At 66.8% G+C, this 15,869-nt stretch carries 16 protein-coding genes; 12 read left to right on the forward strand and 4 right to left on the reverse strand.

From position 1 onward, the window contains the following. Position 1: 1 nt before the first annotated feature. From ACF3ND_RS01590 to ACF3ND_RS01605, 4 genes are all read right to left on the reverse strand, one after another. Positions 2 to 1,510 carry an amidohydrolase family protein gene (locus ACF3ND_RS01590; RefSeq protein ID WP_394063607.1) on the reverse strand — a complete coding sequence of 503 codons (1,509 nt, stop codon included), beginning with the start codon at positions 1,508 to 1,510 and terminating at the stop codon, positions 2 to 4. A 4-nt stretch (positions 1,511 to 1,514) separates the two neighbouring features. Next, a complete protein-coding gene (locus ACF3ND_RS01595; protein WP_394063608.1) occupies positions 1,515 to 2,333 on the reverse strand; it encodes an ABC transporter permease in 819 nt (272 codons plus the stop codon). After that, a complete protein-coding gene (locus ACF3ND_RS01600; RefSeq protein ID WP_394063610.1) occupies positions 2,333 to 3,094 on the reverse strand; it encodes an ABC transporter ATP-binding protein in 762 nt (253 codons plus the stop codon). Before ACF3ND_RS01600 ends, ACF3ND_RS01595 begins: the two co-directional genes overlap by 1 nt. 65 nt (positions 3,095 to 3,159) lie before the next feature. After that, positions 3,160 to 4,173 (reverse strand): ABC transporter substrate-binding protein, encoded by a 1,014-nt coding sequence (locus ACF3ND_RS01605; protein ID WP_394063612.1) that lies wholly within the window; start codon positions 4,171 to 4,173, stop codon positions 3,160 to 3,162. Positions 4,174 to 4,323: 150 nt separating this feature from the next. Between ACF3ND_RS01605 and ACF3ND_RS01610 the strand changes: the two genes are divergently transcribed. From ACF3ND_RS01610 to ACF3ND_RS01665, 12 genes are all read left to right on the forward strand, one after another. Further along, positions 4,324 to 5,232 carry a LysR substrate-binding domain-containing protein gene (locus tag ACF3ND_RS01610; protein WP_394063614.1) on the forward strand — a complete coding sequence of 303 codons (909 nt, stop codon included), beginning with the start codon at positions 4,324 to 4,326 and terminating at the stop codon, positions 5,230 to 5,232. A 110-nt stretch (positions 5,233 to 5,342) separates the two neighbouring features. Next, positions 5,343 to 6,281, forward strand: a complete 939-nt coding sequence (locus ACF3ND_RS01615) for a substrate-binding periplasmic protein (RefSeq protein WP_394063616.1) — start codon at positions 5,343 to 5,345, stop codon at positions 6,279 to 6,281. A gap of 84 nt (positions 6,282 to 6,365) precedes the next feature. After that, positions 6,366 to 7,097: an amino acid ABC transporter ATP-binding protein gene (locus ACF3ND_RS01620; protein ID WP_394063618.1), complete on the forward strand. Its 732-nt coding sequence runs from the start codon at positions 6,366 to 6,368 to the stop codon at positions 7,095 to 7,097. Positions 7,098 to 7,106: 9 nt separating this feature from the next. Next, the gene (locus ACF3ND_RS01625) at positions 7,107 to 7,778 is read left to right on the forward strand and encodes an amino acid ABC transporter permease (protein WP_394063620.1); all 672 of its coding nucleotides are present in this window, start codon (positions 7,107 to 7,109) and stop codon (positions 7,776 to 7,778) included. 12 nt (positions 7,779 to 7,790) lie between these two features. Then, on the forward strand, positions 7,791 to 8,459 hold the full coding sequence (locus ACF3ND_RS01630) for an amino acid ABC transporter permease (RefSeq protein ID WP_394063622.1): 669 nt from the start codon (positions 7,791 to 7,793) through the stop codon (positions 8,457 to 8,459). Positions 8,460 to 8,471: 12 nt separating this feature from the next. Continuing rightward, on the forward strand, positions 8,472 to 9,380 hold the full coding sequence (locus tag ACF3ND_RS01635; RefSeq protein WP_394063624.1) for a dihydrodipicolinate synthase family protein: 909 nt from the start codon (positions 8,472 to 8,474) through the stop codon (positions 9,378 to 9,380). Between the two features lie 27 nt (positions 9,381 to 9,407). Next, the gene (locus ACF3ND_RS01640) at positions 9,408 to 10,943 is read left to right on the forward strand and encodes an amidohydrolase family protein (RefSeq protein ID WP_394063626.1); all 1,536 of its coding nucleotides are present in this window, start codon (positions 9,408 to 9,410) and stop codon (positions 10,941 to 10,943) included. 56 nt (positions 10,944 to 10,999) lie between these two features. Next, positions 11,000 to 11,563, forward strand: coding sequence for a methylated-DNA--[protein]-cysteine S-methyltransferase (locus ACF3ND_RS01645; protein WP_394063628.1), 564 nt, complete (start codon positions 11,000 to 11,002; stop codon positions 11,561 to 11,563). Positions 11,564 to 11,690: 127 nt separating this feature from the next. Further along, on the forward strand, positions 11,691 to 13,181 hold the full coding sequence (locus ACF3ND_RS01650; protein WP_394063630.1) for an aldehyde dehydrogenase family protein: 1,491 nt from the start codon (positions 11,691 to 11,693) through the stop codon (positions 13,179 to 13,181). A gap of 63 nt (positions 13,182 to 13,244) precedes the next feature. Beyond that, positions 13,245 to 14,117: a transporter gene (locus ACF3ND_RS01655; RefSeq protein WP_394063632.1), complete on the forward strand. Its 873-nt coding sequence runs from the start codon at positions 13,245 to 13,247 to the stop codon at positions 14,115 to 14,117. A 31-nt stretch (positions 14,118 to 14,148) separates the two neighbouring features. Then, entirely contained in the window at positions 14,149 to 15,321 is a 1,173-nt protein-coding gene (locus tag ACF3ND_RS01660; RefSeq protein ID WP_394063634.1) for an amine dehydrogenase large subunit, read from the forward strand. Position 15,322: 1 nt separating this feature from the next. After that, the gene (locus ACF3ND_RS01665; RefSeq protein ID WP_394063636.1) at positions 15,323 to 15,865 is read left to right on the forward strand and encodes a MauE/DoxX family redox-associated membrane protein; all 543 of its coding nucleotides are present in this window, start codon (positions 15,323 to 15,325) and stop codon (positions 15,863 to 15,865) included. Positions 15,866 to 15,869 lie beyond the last annotated feature (4 nt).

The raw sequence follows: 15,869 nt of genomic DNA on the forward strand, positions 1-15,869 counted from the left end.
GTCAGGTTAATGATTGGTCCGGATGCGCCCAGCGTTGCACGTGGTAGCGGTCATGTCCCAGGCACAGGCAGAAAGCGCCCACGGCGCGGGCCAGCTGTTCGGTGACACGGCGCTTGTCGCGGGTATTGCGCTCGATGCGCTCCTGGGCCTGCTCGACCTGCCGGCGCAGCTGCGCCATGTCCACCTGGGTCAACTGGCGATCGCGCACGGCGAAGCGCCCGCCCACCATCACGTGGCGCAGCGCCAGCCCGTCCTCCAGGTGCACCAGCTGGTTCACGGTGTCGTTGTGCGGGATCCAGTTGATGTGGGCCAGGTCCAGGAAGACGATGTCGGCCTTGCGCCCGGCCTCCAGCCGCCCCAGCTGCGTTCCCAGCCCCAAGCAGCGGGCGCTGCCTTCGGTGGCGGCCGCCAGGGCCTGGCGCGTGGTGACCCAGCGCGCCGTATCGGGGCCGCGCACCTTGGACGAGAAGGACGCCAGGCGCATGGCCTCGTACATGTTCTGGTTGTCGCCGCTGTTCGAGCCGTCGGTGCCCAGGCCCACGGTGATGCCGCGCTCCAGCATGGCGTGCAGGTCGGCGATCCCGTTGCCCAGGCGCATATTGCTGGCCGGATTGTGGGCGATCATGGCGTCGCGCTCGGCCAGGATGTCCATGTCGCGCTCGTCCAGCCAGATGGCGTGCGCCAGAGTGAAGCGGGGCGAGAGCAGGCCCAGCTTGTCCAGATGCTGGACGATGGTGGTTCCGTAGCGCTTCATGCCGGTCAGGGCCTGCACATAGGATTCGCCCACGTGGCTGTGCAGGCCTATGCCGCGCTCCAGGCTGATCCGGCCGCAGGCCTGCAGGAACTCGTCGGAGCAGAGCATGGGGATGGTGGGCGCCAGGGCCACGCGGATGCGATCCGGATCGTGCCGCTGATCCAGGAAGCCGGCCAGTCCGGCCAGGGTGGCTTCGAAGGGTTGCGGCGCCAGGCGGCGCACGAAATCCTGCAGTTCCTCGGGCATGGCCTGGATGAGGCCGGGCACGGACTGGTAGAAGGACAGGTCCGCCATCATGGGGGCCACCGTGGCGCGCATGCCGGCGTCCTGGTAGGCCTGCGCGACGGCGGCCATGCCCTCGGCGCTGGGCACGGGGATTTCCGAATACAGGTCGTAGCTGGCCGTGCAGCCCTTGAGCAGCATTTCCGCCGCGTTCAACTGCGTGCTCAGGTACTTGTCCTCCAGGTGGCGGTCGCCGTTGATCCAGGGGCCGGCGGTCAGCAGCAGCTCCAGGGACCAGCGGTCGCCCATGGCCTTGGCGTAGGTGCCGTGGCCATGGGTATGCGCATTGATCAGGCCCGGGTGCAGCAGCTGGTCCTCGGCCCGCACGACGGCGGCCTCGGCCGGGGCGGTCAGGCCGGGCGGGCCCATGGCCTGGATCTCGTCATCCTTGATCAGGATGTCCAGCGGCTCGGCCTGGGCCTGGGCGTGCGCCAGCACCAGGCCGCCGCGTATCACGGTATAGGTCGACGTCATGGCCTCAGCTCCGGTTGTCCTTGACGGCCCAGGGGAACAGGATCCGTTCGGCCACCGAGATCACCTGGAAGAACACGATGCCCAGGACGGACAGGATGGCCATGGCGCCGAAGGCCACGGGCGTCTTGAAGAAGGCGGTGGAGGTGGTGATCAGGTAGCCCAGGCCCTTGTCGGCGGCCACGAACTCGCCCACCACGGCGCCGACCACCGACAGCGTGATGGCGACCTTCAGGCCCGAGAAGATGAAGGGCACGGCGTAGGGCAGGCGGATGCGGAAGAACTCCTGCAGCCGCGTGGCGCGGCAGGCGCGCACCAGCTCGATCAGTTCGGGCGGGGCGGCCAGCAGGCCGGAGGTCATGGAGATCACCAGCGGGAAGAAGGCCACCAGAAAGGTCACGACCACGCGCGGCAGCTCGGTGGGCCCGAAGATGATGACCAGGATGGGCGCCAGGGCGACCTTGGGGATGGACTGCGTCAGGATCAGCAGCGGATAGATGGCCTGCTCGAAGAAGCGCGAGTAGGTGATCAGCACCGCCAGCGGGAAGCTGACCAGGATGGACAGCAGAAATCCCAGCATGATGGTGCGCACGGACACCAGGGTGTGCATCAGCATGGCGTCCTTCATCTGCATCGAGTCCTCCCAGATCCGGGAGGGGGCGGGCACCAGGTACTCGGGAATGTCGAACAGGCGGCTGGCCAGTTCCCAGAGCAGCACCACGGCGACCAGGGTCAGGGCGGGAATGGTGATTTCATTGAAGTCGCCCAGGCGCAGGCGGCGCTTGCGCGCGGCCGGCGGGGCCAGGGTTTGGGTCTGTTCGCTCATCAGGCTACCTCGTGCTGGAAAATGAGTTCGCGCACGGCGGCCGCGCAGCGCGTGAATTCGGGCGTGCCCACCAGGGAGAAGTCGCGCTCGCGGGGCAGGTTCACCTCCAGGATCTCGCGGATCTGGCCTGGGCGGGGCGACATGACCACCACGCGGTGGCCCAGCATGACGGCCTCCGAGATGGAGTGCGTCACGAAGACGATGGTCTTGGGATCCTCGTACCAGAGCCGCAGCAGCTCCAGCGTCATGGTCTCGCGGGTCAGCGCGTCCAGGGCGCCGAAGGGTTCGTCCATGAGCACGACCTTGGGGTTGTGCACCAGGGCGCGGCAGATGGCCACGCGCTGCTGCATGCCGCCGGACAGCTGCTTGGGGTGGTGCTGCAGGAAGCGTCCCAGACCGGCCGTGGTCAGCAGGCGCTCGGCGCGGCTGCGCGCCTGCGCGTCCAGCCGGCCCATGATGCTGGAGGGCAGCAGGGTGTTGTCCAGGATGTTGGCCCAGGGAACCAGGGTCGGGGCCTGGAACACGATGCCGGTGTCCTGGCGGGGGTGGGCGACGGTCTCGCCGTCGATGCTGACGCTGCCGCTGGTGGGCATGAGCAGGCCGGCGATCAGGCGCAGCAAGGTGGACTTGCCGCAGCCCGAGGCGCCCACGATCGCGATGATTTCATGGTCCTGGATGTCCAGGTTGATCTGTTTCAGCGCCTGGGTCTCGCGGTCGGTGTTGCGCCCGTAGATCAGGTTGACGTCTTGAATGCGTATCACATTGCGCTCCTTGGCGCTCGCCGGCCGGCCCGTCCGGGCCCGTCGGCGAGCGCGCGATGGGCAGGTCAGGGCTTGGCCGTGCCGTTGGCCTTGACGATGAACCGGGTGTCGTAGGCCTGGTGGTAGTCCCAGGCGGGGTCGAGCTGCTGGGCCTGCGCCACGGCCTCGTAGGTCGTCTTCATGCGCTCTTCCTCCAGGCTGCCCACGCCGTGCCGGGCGCTGAAATCGGTGTAGATGTAGCCCAGCACCGCCTTCAGGTTGCCCATGCAGTCGTCCAGGTCGATCTCGGGGTTGGCCTTGACGTGCGCCTGGCAGGCGGCTTGCGGATCCTGGCGGGCGGCGTCCCAGGCCTGGATGGTGGCGTTCAGGAAGTTCTGCACCATGTGCGGGCGCTCGGCCAGGGTCTTGTCGGTGGTGAAGATCGACAGGGCGTAGATGTTGAAACCCTGGTCGCTGAAGGGCAGCACCACGATCTCCTTGCCGAAGCGCTTGGCCTGCTTGTTCTGGTAATAGTGGTTGGTGGCCAGGAAGGGGGCGGCGTCGACCTTGCCGTTGATCAGCAGCGGCGCCATGGACGAGCCGTCCACGGTGACCCATTGGATCTTGTCGGGGTCGGTGTTGGCGCGGCGCGCCACCATGGGGAAGTAGAGCTTGTGGCTGTTGCCGGGAGAGACGGCGATCTTCTTGCCTTCCAGTCCCGTGAAGCTGGTGATGCCCGAGTCCTTGAGCACGAATAGCGAATGGGCTGAATGCGAGAAGGTGGAGGCGATGGCCTTGACCGGCGTCTGGCTGTTCTGGCGCGAAGTCAGGATGGCCGAGATGTCCGCCAGGCCGATGTCGGCCGCGCCGCCGGCCACTTTCAGCACGGTGTCGCCCGAGCCGGTGCCGCGCGTGATGTTCAGGGTGATGCCGTTCTTTTCGTAGATGCCGTTGGCGATGCCCGAGTAGTAGGGCGCGTAGTCGCCGGTGGGGATGAAGTCCAGCATGAGGTGGACTTTGTCGGCCGCCTGGGCTGTGGGCGCCGCGGCGGCCAGCCCCAGGCCCAGCGCCGCCAGGGCGCGTGCGAGCAGGGTATGCATGATGTCGTCTCCGTGTCGTAGTCAGTGGACCGCTCTGCTGCCCCGGCACGGCATGGCCGCGCCGGGATGGCGGCCTGAAAAAATTGAAACATAGGCAAACCAAAATGTCTTATGCTTATTTGTGCTCGAAACATAAGGCTACGTTAAGGTATGCTTCTGAATCTTCGCCAGATCGAGGTTTTCCGCGCCATCATGCTGACCGGCTCGATCAGCAAGGCGGCCCAGTTGCTCAATGTCTCGCAGCCCGCCATCAGCCGCCTGCTGTCCTACACGGAATCGCGCATCGGCCTGGTGCTGTTCGAACGCATCAAGGGGCGGCTCTATCCCACGCCCGAGGCGCGCCGCCTGTACCAGGAAGTCGAGCAGGTGCACCGCAGCGTGCAGCGCGTCAATGAAGTGGCCACGGACCTGGTGGAAAAGCGCCACGGCAGCCTGCACATCGCCGTCAGCCCCAGCCTGGGCCAGACGCTCATCCCCATGGCGGTCACGCGCTTTCGCAAGGCCTTTCCCGACGTCAAGGTGCATGTGCGCACCCTGATCTCCACCGACCTGGTGCAGGCCCTGATCACCCAGCAGGCCGAGGTGGGCGTGGCCATCGTGCCCCTGACCCACCCCAGCCTGCACGCCCGGGCCATCTACGAGAACCACCTGGTCGCGGTGCTGCCGGCCAGCCATCCCCTGGCCGACAAGCAGGAGCTGGACGCCAGCGACCTGGAAGGCCAGGACCTGATCGGCTATGGCAACGACACCCCCTACGGGCAGATGGTGCAGCAGCTGTTCGGCAACCGGCCCGGCGTGCCGCAACTGGCGGTGGAAGTGCGCCTGACGCACATCGCCTGCGCCATGGTCCAGGCGGGGGCGGGCATCGCCATCGTGGACGAACTGGCCGTGGCCGGGCGCGTCTGGCCGGACGTGGTGGTGCGTCCCATCAATCCGCGCACCACCATGCCTTTGCACATGCTGCACTCCAACGTCGTCCCGGTCTCGCAACTGGCCCGCGATTTCATGGACATCCTGGTGACGACCCGCTATCGCGGCATGCGCGTGGAATGGCAATGAACTTAACGTGATGTTATGAAGTGCGAATAAAAAAGCATATGACATCAAGAATTTGCTGCCCCTAGAATCGATTCACCACAAGCAGAAAAATCGATTGGCAAGGAGACACTATGCAAGGCGCAAGCAAATTCGCCGCGTTGGGCGCGGCCGTTTCGGGCAGGACTGAACGCAGCCGGAGCCGCCATTCCCCCAGCATGGGCAGGATGCTGCTGGCCGCGCTGGCGGCCGGCCTGGCCCTGAGCCTGCCTGCCCAGGCGCAGAACCCGAACCAGGGCAAGCGCTTCAAGGTGGCGGCGGACGTGGGCCTGGTGCCGTTCTTCATGAAGGCGCCCGATGGCAAGATGGACGGCTTTTCCAACGATCTGGCCGGCGAACTGGCGGCCCGCATGGGCTACGACGGGCTGGAGGTAATCGATACGCCCTTCTCGGCCATCTTCGCGGGCCTGTTCTCGGGCCGCTACGACATGGTGGCCGGCCCCATCAACACCACCATGGAACGCGCCCAGCAGATGCTGTATTCCGAACCCTACATGGCCGGCGGCCTGAGCTTCCTGGCCAAGAAGGGCGCGGTGGTCGACAAGCTGGAGGACCTGAAGGGCAAGACCATCGCCGTGAACAACGGCAGCTTCTCGGACCGCTGGCTGCAGGACAACCAGGCCAAGTACGGCTTCCAGATCCAGCGCTTCAACAAGAACAATGACGCGGTCCAGGCCGTGGTGATAGGCCGGGCCTTCGCCAATCTGTCCGAGACGCCGCTGGCGCGCTGGATCGCCACCCAGACTCCGGCCCTGGCCCCGGTCTACGACTACACCACGGACAGCAATTACGCCTTTGTCTTTCGCAAGGACGACACGGCCCTGCGCAACCGGGTCGACGAAGTCCTGGAGTGCATGAAGCAGGACGGCTCGCTGGTCAAGCTGCATGTCAAATGGTTCGGCACCGAGCCGGACGCCGGCACGGCCATGACCAAGTCCTATCCCGGCTACGGCGTGCCCGGCCTGCCCGGCCACGACCCCGTCGAGCACACGCCCGACTGCTCCCGTCCCTGAGGCGCCGCGCGCCTTTCCCCCAACCGTTCGGCCCGCACCGGGCCGGTTCCCGCCTGCCTGCGGCAGGCGCAGCAAGGAGCGACCATGAATGACATTGTCCGCATCCAGGGCTTGCGCAAATCTTTTGGGCAGGCCGAGATCCTCAAGGGCATAGACCTGACCGTGCAGACCGGCGAAGTCGTCGTGATGATAGGCGGTTCGGGCTCGGGCAAGAGCACCTGCCTGCGCTGCATCAACCGCCTGGAGACGCCCACCAGCGGCTCCATCGTGGTGGCCGGCAGCGAGGTGACCTGTCCGCGCACCGACCTGAACCAGGTGCGGCAGAACATAGGCATGGTGTTCCAGGGCATACACCTGTATCCGCACATGACGGCGCTGGGCAACGTCACCCTGGCCCTGCGCAAGGTCAAGGGGCTGCCCAGAACCCGGGCCGAGGAACTGGGCCGCCACCACCTGGAGCAGGTCGGCCTGGCCCAGCGCATCGATCATTACCCCAGCCAGCTCTCGGGCGGCCAGCAGCAGCGCGTGGGCATCGCCCGGGCGCTCGCCCTGGAACCCAAGGTCATGCTGTTCGACGAGCCGACCTCGGGCCTGGATCCGGAGCTGGTCGGCGAAGTGCTCAATGTCATGAAGCGCACGCGCGACGCGGGCATGACCATGGTGATCGTCACGCACGAGATGCAGTTCGCCCGTGAGGTGGGCGACCGCATCGTGTTCATGGACCAGGGCGTGATCCTGGACCAGGGCAGCCCCGAGGAAATCCTGGCCAGGCCGCGGCACAAGCGCATCCAGGACTTCCTGAGCCGCCTGCACTGAGGTCGCGGCATGGAGCAGATCCTTTATTACTTCTTCAACTGGACGCTGATCAGCCCCTACCTGCCCGAGATCCTGCAGGGTTTCTGGGTGACGCTGCAGATGGCGGTGCTGACGGTGCTGTTCGGCACGGCCCTGGGCCTGCTGCTGGCGGTGCTGCGCTGCTACGGCTGGCGGCCGGTCAATATCCTGATGACGCTGTATGTCGATGTCTTTCGCGCCATCCCGCAGCTGGTCATCATCGTGCTGGCTTTCTTTGCCCTGCCGTCCTTCGGCATCGTCATCGACCCCCTGCCGGCCACCGTGCTGGCGCTGAGCCTGGTGCTGTCGGCCTTTGCCGAGGAGATCTTCTGGGCCGGCATCGCTGCCGTGCCCGCGGGGCAGTGGGAGGCCGGGCGCTCCACGGGCATGGGCTTCAGCCAGACGCTGTTCGCCATCATCCTGCCCCAGGCGGTGCGGCTGGCCATCCCGCCGCTGACCAACCGGGCCATCGGCATCACCAAGGGCACGACGCTGGGCTCGGTGATCGCCGTGCCGGAGCTGCTCAATGTCTCCAGCAACATCCAGTCCACCATCGCCAACCCGACCGCCTTCACGGCCGGGGCCATCCTGTTCTGCCTGATCTTCTTTCCGTTCGTCCATTTCACGCGCGTGCTGGAAAAGCGCTATGCCATCAAGAAGTAGGGAGGAGGCGGCATGGACCTGATAGACACTTTCTTCAACCCGGACGTGCTGGTCGCCAGTTGGCCGCTGCTGCTGCAGGGGCTGTGGCTGACGGTCAGGCTGGCCGTCATCATTGTGCCGCTGGCCGCCGCGCTGGGCCTGCTGATCGCCTGCGCGCACTATCAGCGCCACCGCTGGCTCAATCGCCTGATCCTGCTGTACGTGGATTTCTTCCGCGCCTTTCCGCCCCTGGTGCTGCTGATCTTCATCTATTACGGGCTGCCCTTCCTGGGCCTGCCGCTCAATGAGTTCACGGCCACGGTGCTGGCGCTGGTGCTCAACAGCAGCGGCTACTTCGCCGAGATCTTCCGCGCCGGGCTGGAGTCGGTGGCGCCCGGCCAGAACGAGGCGGCGCGCTCCACCGGCCTGACGGCCCGCCAGGCCATGATGCACGTGATCGTGCCCCAGGGCGTGCGCAACGTCGTGCCGGACCTGGCCAGCAACACGCTGGAAGCCATCAAGCAGACCTCCATCGCCTCGGCGGTGGCCCTGCCCGAACTGCTGCGCACCGCGCAGATCGCCCAGGGCCAGACTTACAGCCAGACGCCGCTGATCGCCGCCGCCCTGATCTACTTCATCCTTCTCTGGCCCCTGGTGCGCGCCATCTCGCGCATGCAGAAGCCAGTGGTCATTCCCCGTTGAGTCTGTCGCATCATGATGAGAAACAAAGGTGTTTTTTCCATTTGTCCCACGCCGTTCAAGCCCGGCGGCGAACTGGACCTGCAAAGCCTGGTGCGGCTGGTCAACTTCCAGCTGGAGGCCGGCATCCATGGCCTGGCCGTACTGGGCGTGATGGGTGAACTGCACAAGCTGAGCACCTTCGAGCGCCGGCGCGTCATCGAGACCGTGGTGGCGGCGGTGCGCGGGGCGGTGCCGGTCTGGGTGGGCGTGCGCGCCATGGGCACGGCCGCCGCCGTGGAGCAGGCGCGCAGCGCCGAGGACCTGGGCGCGGACGCCGTCTTCGTCGCCCCGCTGGCCGGAGCGGACGATGCAATGCAGTTGGCCTACTACCGGCAAGTGGTCCAGGCCATCCGCATCCCGGTGGTCATCCATGATTTCCCGGAGCTGTTCGCCGCGCGCATCAGTCCATCCCTGGCGGCGCAGTTGCACCGCGAGGCCGGCGTGGCCGTCCTCAATTCGGAGGACCCGCCGGTCGGCCTCAAGATATCCGCCGTGCGCGCTCTGGCGGGCGAGGATTTCCGCATCTTCAGCGGGCTGGGCGGGATGCATTTCCTGGAAGAGCTGCAGCGGGGCGCGGACGGCGTGGTGACCGGTTTTTCCTTTCCCGAGATCCTGCTGCGGGTCTACGCCCTGCATTGCCAAGGGGAGGGCGAGGAAGCCGCACGGGTGTTCGACCGCTACTGTTCCCTGATCCGCTACGAGTTCCAGCCCCTGGTCGCCCTGGCCCTGCGCAAGTATTCCTACATGCGGCGCGGCGTGATCGCCAGCGACGCCGTGCGCGAGCCGGCCACGCCGCTGGACCACGTCAGCCGCGGCGAATTCGAGGCCGTGGTGCGCCGCGTCGGCCTGGACTTGTCCATCCAGGCCGTGCAGCCGGTATAGGACCGGCCTTATATCGAGGAGACCGCCATGTTGCTGTTGAGAGCCCGCCATGCCCTGATCGACGCCCGTCTCAAGCAGGCCGGCATGAAAGAGGGCGTTGTGCTGGTGGTGGAGGACGGCCGCGTGCGCAGCATCGAGCCCGATACCCCCGAGACGCTGGCCCGCTACCCCCAGGCTCAGGTCCTGGGCAATGGCCGTCAGCTGCTGCTGCCGGGACTGGTGGACGCCCACAGTCACGGGCGCGGTCTGTCGCCCATCCAGAAAGGCGTGGCCAACGATTTCCTGGAGAACGCCCTGTACGACTGGGCGGCCATGGTGGTGCTGCCGCCCGAGCTGAGCTCGGCCATGTGCGCCTATCGCCATCTGCGCAGCGGCTGCACGACCCTGCATCACAATGGATTCGACGATGATGTCTCGGGCCCGCAGGCGGCCCGCCAGTCCATCGCCACCTACCTGGGCAGCGGCCTGCGGCTGGCCTTCTCCCCTGGCTTGCGTGATGAATCCAAGCTTGCGCTGGACGAGGAGGGCTTCTTCGACACCTTGCCCGCGGATATCCGGCAGTGGGCGCGCGACGGGGTCTTCTACGACAAGGCGGCGCTGCGCGATGCGTACTTCGATCTGTTCGACTCCCTGCACCGGGATTTCGACGACGGCGACACGCGCATCCTGCTCTCGCCTTCCTGGGCGCACGGCGCCAGCCCCGAGCTGCTGCGCCGCTGCCGCGACGCTTCGGCGCGGCTGGGCGGGGTCAAGATCCACATCCATACCCTGCAGACTCCCATCCAGAAGGCCTACAGCCTGCGACGCCATGGCAAGACCGCCGTGGCCTGGCTGGACGAGCAGGAGTTCCTGAACGAGCACGTGGTCTTCGGCCACGCCATTCATGTCACGCAGGCCGACATCGATCTGATGGGCGCGCGCGGCGTGTCCGTCACGCATCATCCCAGTTGCAATTTCATCATGCGCAACGGCCTGGCGCCCCTGCCGCAGCTGCGCCAGGCGGGCGTGCGCGTGGCCATGGGCATGGACGACAAGACCATCAACGACGACGAGGATGCCGTCATGGAGATGCGCATGGTGCACAAGATGCACCGCTGCGCATCCTATGACTTGCGCTCGCCCGCGCTGGACGCCTACGAGGTGCTGGAGATGGCTACCGTCAACGGCGCCCAGGTCTGCGGTTTCGGGGTCGGGCTGGGCACGCTGCAGCCGGGCAGCAAGGCCGATGCGATCCTGGTGGACCTGGAGGGTATCAGCCAGGATCCCTGGCTGGACGGACGCGCGGACCTGATGGAGGCCTTCCTGCAGCGTGGCCTGGGACGGGACGTGGCCACGGTGGTGGTGGGCGGCAAGGTGGCGGTGCTCGACCGGCGCTTCATGCAGCTGGATGTGGAGGCCCTGTTCTGCGAGGTTCGCGATTACTGCGCACGCGGCCTGACCGATGCGCAGCGCGAGCGCCTGGCGCGGCTGGGGCAGCTCAAGCCTTACATGCAGGACTGGTACGCAGGCTGGCACGAGGACCAGTTCGAGGAGCCGTTCTATCGCTTCAACAGCCGTCTTTGAAGCGGCGGCGCGCTCGCAGTATCATCGAAGGCATACCCATGTACAGGTGGATTGCCATGTTTGCCTACGCCGGACTGCGTACAGCCCGTTTCGAGACGCCGCTGGGCGCCATGCGCCTGGTGGCGGACCCGCAAGGCGCCTTGCTGCGCCTGGACTTCGAAGAGGACGCCGTCCACGGGCTGGCGCCGTCGCAATTGGCCGGCCTGGTGGACGATCCCTCCCTGGCCGGGCCGGTGCAGGCGCAACTGGAGGATTACTTCGAAGGCCGCCGCCAGGATTTCGACCTGCCCCTCAGTTTGCACGGCACCGAATTCCAGCGGCAGGTCTGGCAGGCCTTGCGGACCATTCCCTACGGCCAGACCTGGACCTATGGCCAGATGGCCGAGCACCTGGGCCGTCCCAAGGCGATGCGCGCGGTGGGGCAGGCCTGCGGCCTGAACCCCTTTTGCGTGGTCGTGCCCTGCCATCGCGTGCAGGGGGCGGACGGCGGCCTGACCGGTTTCAGCTCCGGCCTGCACCGCAAGGCCACCCTGCTGCATTTCGAGCGGCGCGTGCGCGCCTGCGGGCAGGGCCGCATCCATGACAGCCTGCCCAGCCAGCTGGAGCTGGATCTGCTCTAGCGCAAGCCGTCTCGCACTCCGTACCCAAATCGACAAGCCGCCGTGCACAGAATCGCAAGTTCGGCGGCTTTCTCCTTCCTATACTGGCCCCATCCAGAATCACAACCATTGCGTGTGGAGACAGAACATGGGCCAGGACGAGAGACCCGAGCGGACCGCGATTCGCGAACACATGATCATCGACGGCCAGGCCGTCAGCCACTCCCAGGGCGAGCGCATTCCGGTGTACGACCCCGCCACCGCGCAGCTCATTGCGCACCAGCCCGAAGCCGGGGCCCAGGGCGTGGACCGCGCCGTGCGCGCCGCCCGCCAGGCGCTGGAGCAGGGGGAATGGGCGCAGATGCTGCCCGCCCAGCGCGAGCGCCTGTTGCTGCGCCTGGCCGACCTGGTCGAGCAGCACGGCGACGAGCTGGCTCGCCTGGAAACCCTCAACAACGGCAAGCTGCTGTTCTTTTCCTACGGCCTGGAAGTGGCCGCCAGCGCCCAGTGGCTGCGCTACATGGCCGGCTGGGCCACCAAGATCAGCGGCGAGCTGCTCTCGCCCTCCATCGCTTTTCCGCCCGGCGTGCGCTATCACGCCTACACGCGCCCCGAGCCGGTGGGCGTGGTGGGCGCCATCGTGCCCTGGAACTTCCCCCTGCTGATGGCGGTGTGGAAGATCGCGCCGGCCATGGCGGCCGGCTGCACCGTGGTGCTCAAGCCCGCCGAGGAAACGCCGCTGACGGCCATACGTCTGGCCGAGCTGGCGCTGGACGCCGGCTTTCCGCCCGGCGTCATCAACGTGATCACCGGCCGGGGCGAGAGCACCGGCGCCGCTCTGGTGGCGCATCCCGGCGTGGACAAGGTGTCCTTCACCGGCTCCACCGAAGTGGGCAAGCTGATCGGCCACCAGGCCGTGGACGGCATGAAGCGCATGTCGCTGGAGCTGGGCGGCAAGTCGCCGGTCGTCGTCATGGACGACTGCGACGTGGATGCGGCCATCCAGGGCGCCGCCAATGCCATCTTCTTCAACCAGGGCCAGGTCTGCACGGCGGGCTCGCGCCTGTACGTGCAGAAGGGCATCTATGACCGCGTGGTGCGGGGCGTGGCCGACCTGGCCGCGTCCATGAAGCTGGGTTCGGGCTTTGACGAGTCCACCCAGATCGCTCCCCTGATCTCCGCCCGCCACCAGCAGCGCGTGCAGTCCTACATCGAGCTGGGCCGCCAGCAGGGCGGCCGCATGCTGGCGGGCGAGGGCGAGCGTCCCGAGCAGGGCTATTTCGTGCGGCCCACCGTATTCGCCGACGTGGCGCCGGATGCGCGCATCATGCGCGAGGAGATCTTCGGGCCCGTGGTGGTGGCGACCTCCTTCGAGACCGAGGCGCAGGCGCTGGCCCTGGCCAACGACACGGACTACGGCCTGGGCGCGAGCGTCTGGAGCCAGGACGTGGCCCGGGTGCAGCGGCTGGTCTCGGGCATCAAGGCCGGCACGGTCTGGGTCAACACCCACAACATGCTGGACCCGGGCATGCCCTTCGGCGGCTACAAGCAGTCGGGCCTGGGCCGCGAGCACGGCCGGGCCGCCGTGGAGGCCTACCTGGAGACCAAGTCGGTCTGCATGGCCTATCCGGCCGCATAACGAGGGATACGGGCGCGGACACTATAACGATACCGCCCGCGCCTTTCATGAGGAGACAGGAAAATGCACGCAACATTTCGGCGCGCAGGCGCCGCGCTCGCCTTGTGCGGGTTGTGCGCCGGGACGGCCGTCGCGGGCGACCCCAGCGCCAGGGACTGGATCCCGGCCCCGGTGGGGACCAACCTGCTGGCGGTCTACATGGCCGGCATGAAGTCGCATGGCTTTTATGAAAGAGGCTCGCGCCTGGACGACAGCCCCAAGCTGGGCGTGCAGGGCCTGATCTATCGTCAGATGCACTTTCGCGAGCTGGCCGGCAAGACGGTGCAGTACGAGCTGATCGTGCCTGGCTTTCGCACGACGATGGACATCCCGGGCGAGCCGCGCGATCGCCTGACCGGCATAGGCGACGTGACGGCGGGGGCGGCCGTGTGGCTGCACAACGATCCCGAGAACCGCTTCTGGTTCGCCTGGGAGCCTTTCGTCACCGTTCCCACCGGCCGATACCACGGCTCGCGCGCGGACATCTCGGCGGGCAAGAACCGCTGGAGCACCATCCAGGACTTCGCCATCGTGAAAGGATTCGGCGAATCTTCGTTCCTGGAAGGCGTGGCGGAATTCGAGTTCTTCGGCAAGAACGACAATTACTACGGCCAGACCCTGAAGAAGGACCCGGCCATCCGCCTGATGGCCCTGGCCTCGACCAATCTGACCGAGAACACCTATGTGGGCCTGCGCTACCGCTATGAGACCGGCGGGCGCGAGCGGATAGCCGGCGAGACCGTGGTCAGCCGGGCGCGCAACCACCAGCTGGCGGCGGAGATCACTCATCAGCTGACCGATGCGCATCAGGTGCAGCTGCAGTACATCCATGATCTGAAAGTCGAGAACGGCCCGCGCATGCGCGGTCTGCAGTTCCGTTATGTCTACGCGTTCTGAATGCGTGGCCGCGAATGAGGAGAGACGTCAAATGAAGTCCATGTTCAGAAAAACAGCCGCCGCGACCCTGGTCGGCCTGCTGGCCCTGGCAGGCGGGGCGCAGGCGCAGGACAAGCCGCGCGAAGTGCTGACCGGCGGCCACAGCGTGGCGGCGCCCAGGGAAAACCGCATCTATGTGATGGATTCGGTGTTCAACCACCTGACCGAAAGCCGCGTGCACGTCTACGACGTCACCAACGGCAAGTTCCTGGGGCTGGTGCCCACGTCCTTCAACGGCCACGTGCAGCTGTCCAACGACGGCAGGAAGATCTACACCATGACGACCTATCACGAGCGGGTCACGCGCGGCAAGCGCACCGACGTGGTGGAAGTCTGGGACGCCGACAAGCTGACCTTCGACAAGGAGATCATCGTTCCCCCGAAGCGCGTGCAGGGCCTGAACTACGACGGCATGTTCCGTCAGACCACGGACGGACGCTTCATCGTGCTGCAGAACGCCTCGCCCGCCACCTCGATCGGGGTGGTGGACGTGGCCAAGGGCGACTACGTACAGGACATCACCGCCGCCGCCGGCTGCTGGAGCGTGATCCCCCAGCCCAACCGCCCGCGCAGCTTCATGACCATCTGCGGGGACGGCGCCTTGCTGACCATCAATCTGGGCGAGGACGGCAAGGTGGCCAGCCAGTCGCGCAGCAAGCCCATGTTCTCGACCAAGGACGATCCGATCTTCATCGCGCCCGCCTTGCAGAAGGACAAGGTCAGCTTCGTGTCTTTCTACGGCAATGTCTACACGGCGGACTTCAGCGGCGAGGAACTGAAACTCGAGGAGCCCTGGTCGCTGCTGACCGACGAGGACCGGGTCAAGGGCTGGGTGCCCGGCGGCTACAACCTGACCGGCATGCACCAGGCCAGCGGCCGCCTGTACGTGCTGATGCACCCGGACGGCAAGGAAGGCACGCACAAATTCCCGGCCGCCGAGATCTGGGTCATGGACACCAGGACCCACAAGCGCGTGGCGCGCATCCCGGGCCGCGACGCCCTGTCCATGAGCATAGACCAGAAGGCGAACCGGCTGTTGACCCTGGACGGCGGCAACGTCCATGTCTACGACATCAGCCAGCCCGAGCCCAAGCACCTGCGCACCATCGAGAACGCCGCCGAAGCATCCCTGCAGGTCCAGTCGCATCCGTCGGAAGGGGCCTGACATGGATCCGGTCCTGATCTACGCCAGCGTCGCCTGCCTGGCGGTGCTGATGGGGCTGGGGGCGCTGGACAAGCTGCGCCACTTCGGCCTGTTCGAGGCGGCGGTGGGCGGCTATCGCCTGCTGCCCGAAACGCTGCTGCGGCCGTTTTCCGTGGCCTTCGTGGCCGGCGAGGCCCTGGCGGCGCCCCTGCTGCTGTGGCCGGCCAGCCGCCAGGCCGGCGCCGTGCTGACGCTGGCGGTTCTGGCCGTGGCTACCGCCGGCATCGTGCTGAACCTGCTGCGCGGCCGTCGCGACGTGGATTGCGGCTGCTCGGGCCTGGGCGAATCATCGGCCGGCCTGTCCTGGTGGCTGGTGGGGCGCAACGCGCTGCTGGCCCTGCTGGCGCTGGCCGGCGGCGGCTGGGCGGGCCAGAGTTCGCGCGAGCTGGCCTGGGTGGACGGCCTGACCTTTTTCGGCGCGACGCTGGCGCTGCTGGGCCTGTACCACGCGGCCAACCAGGTGATCGAGTCGCATCTCAAATTCCAGAATATGCAGAAGTCCTAGGAGA

The sequence above is a fragment of the Alcaligenes sp. WGS1538 genome, from assembly GCF_043187505.1.
Classification (GTDB): Bacteria; Pseudomonadota; Gammaproteobacteria; order Burkholderiales; family Burkholderiaceae_B; genus Alcaligenes.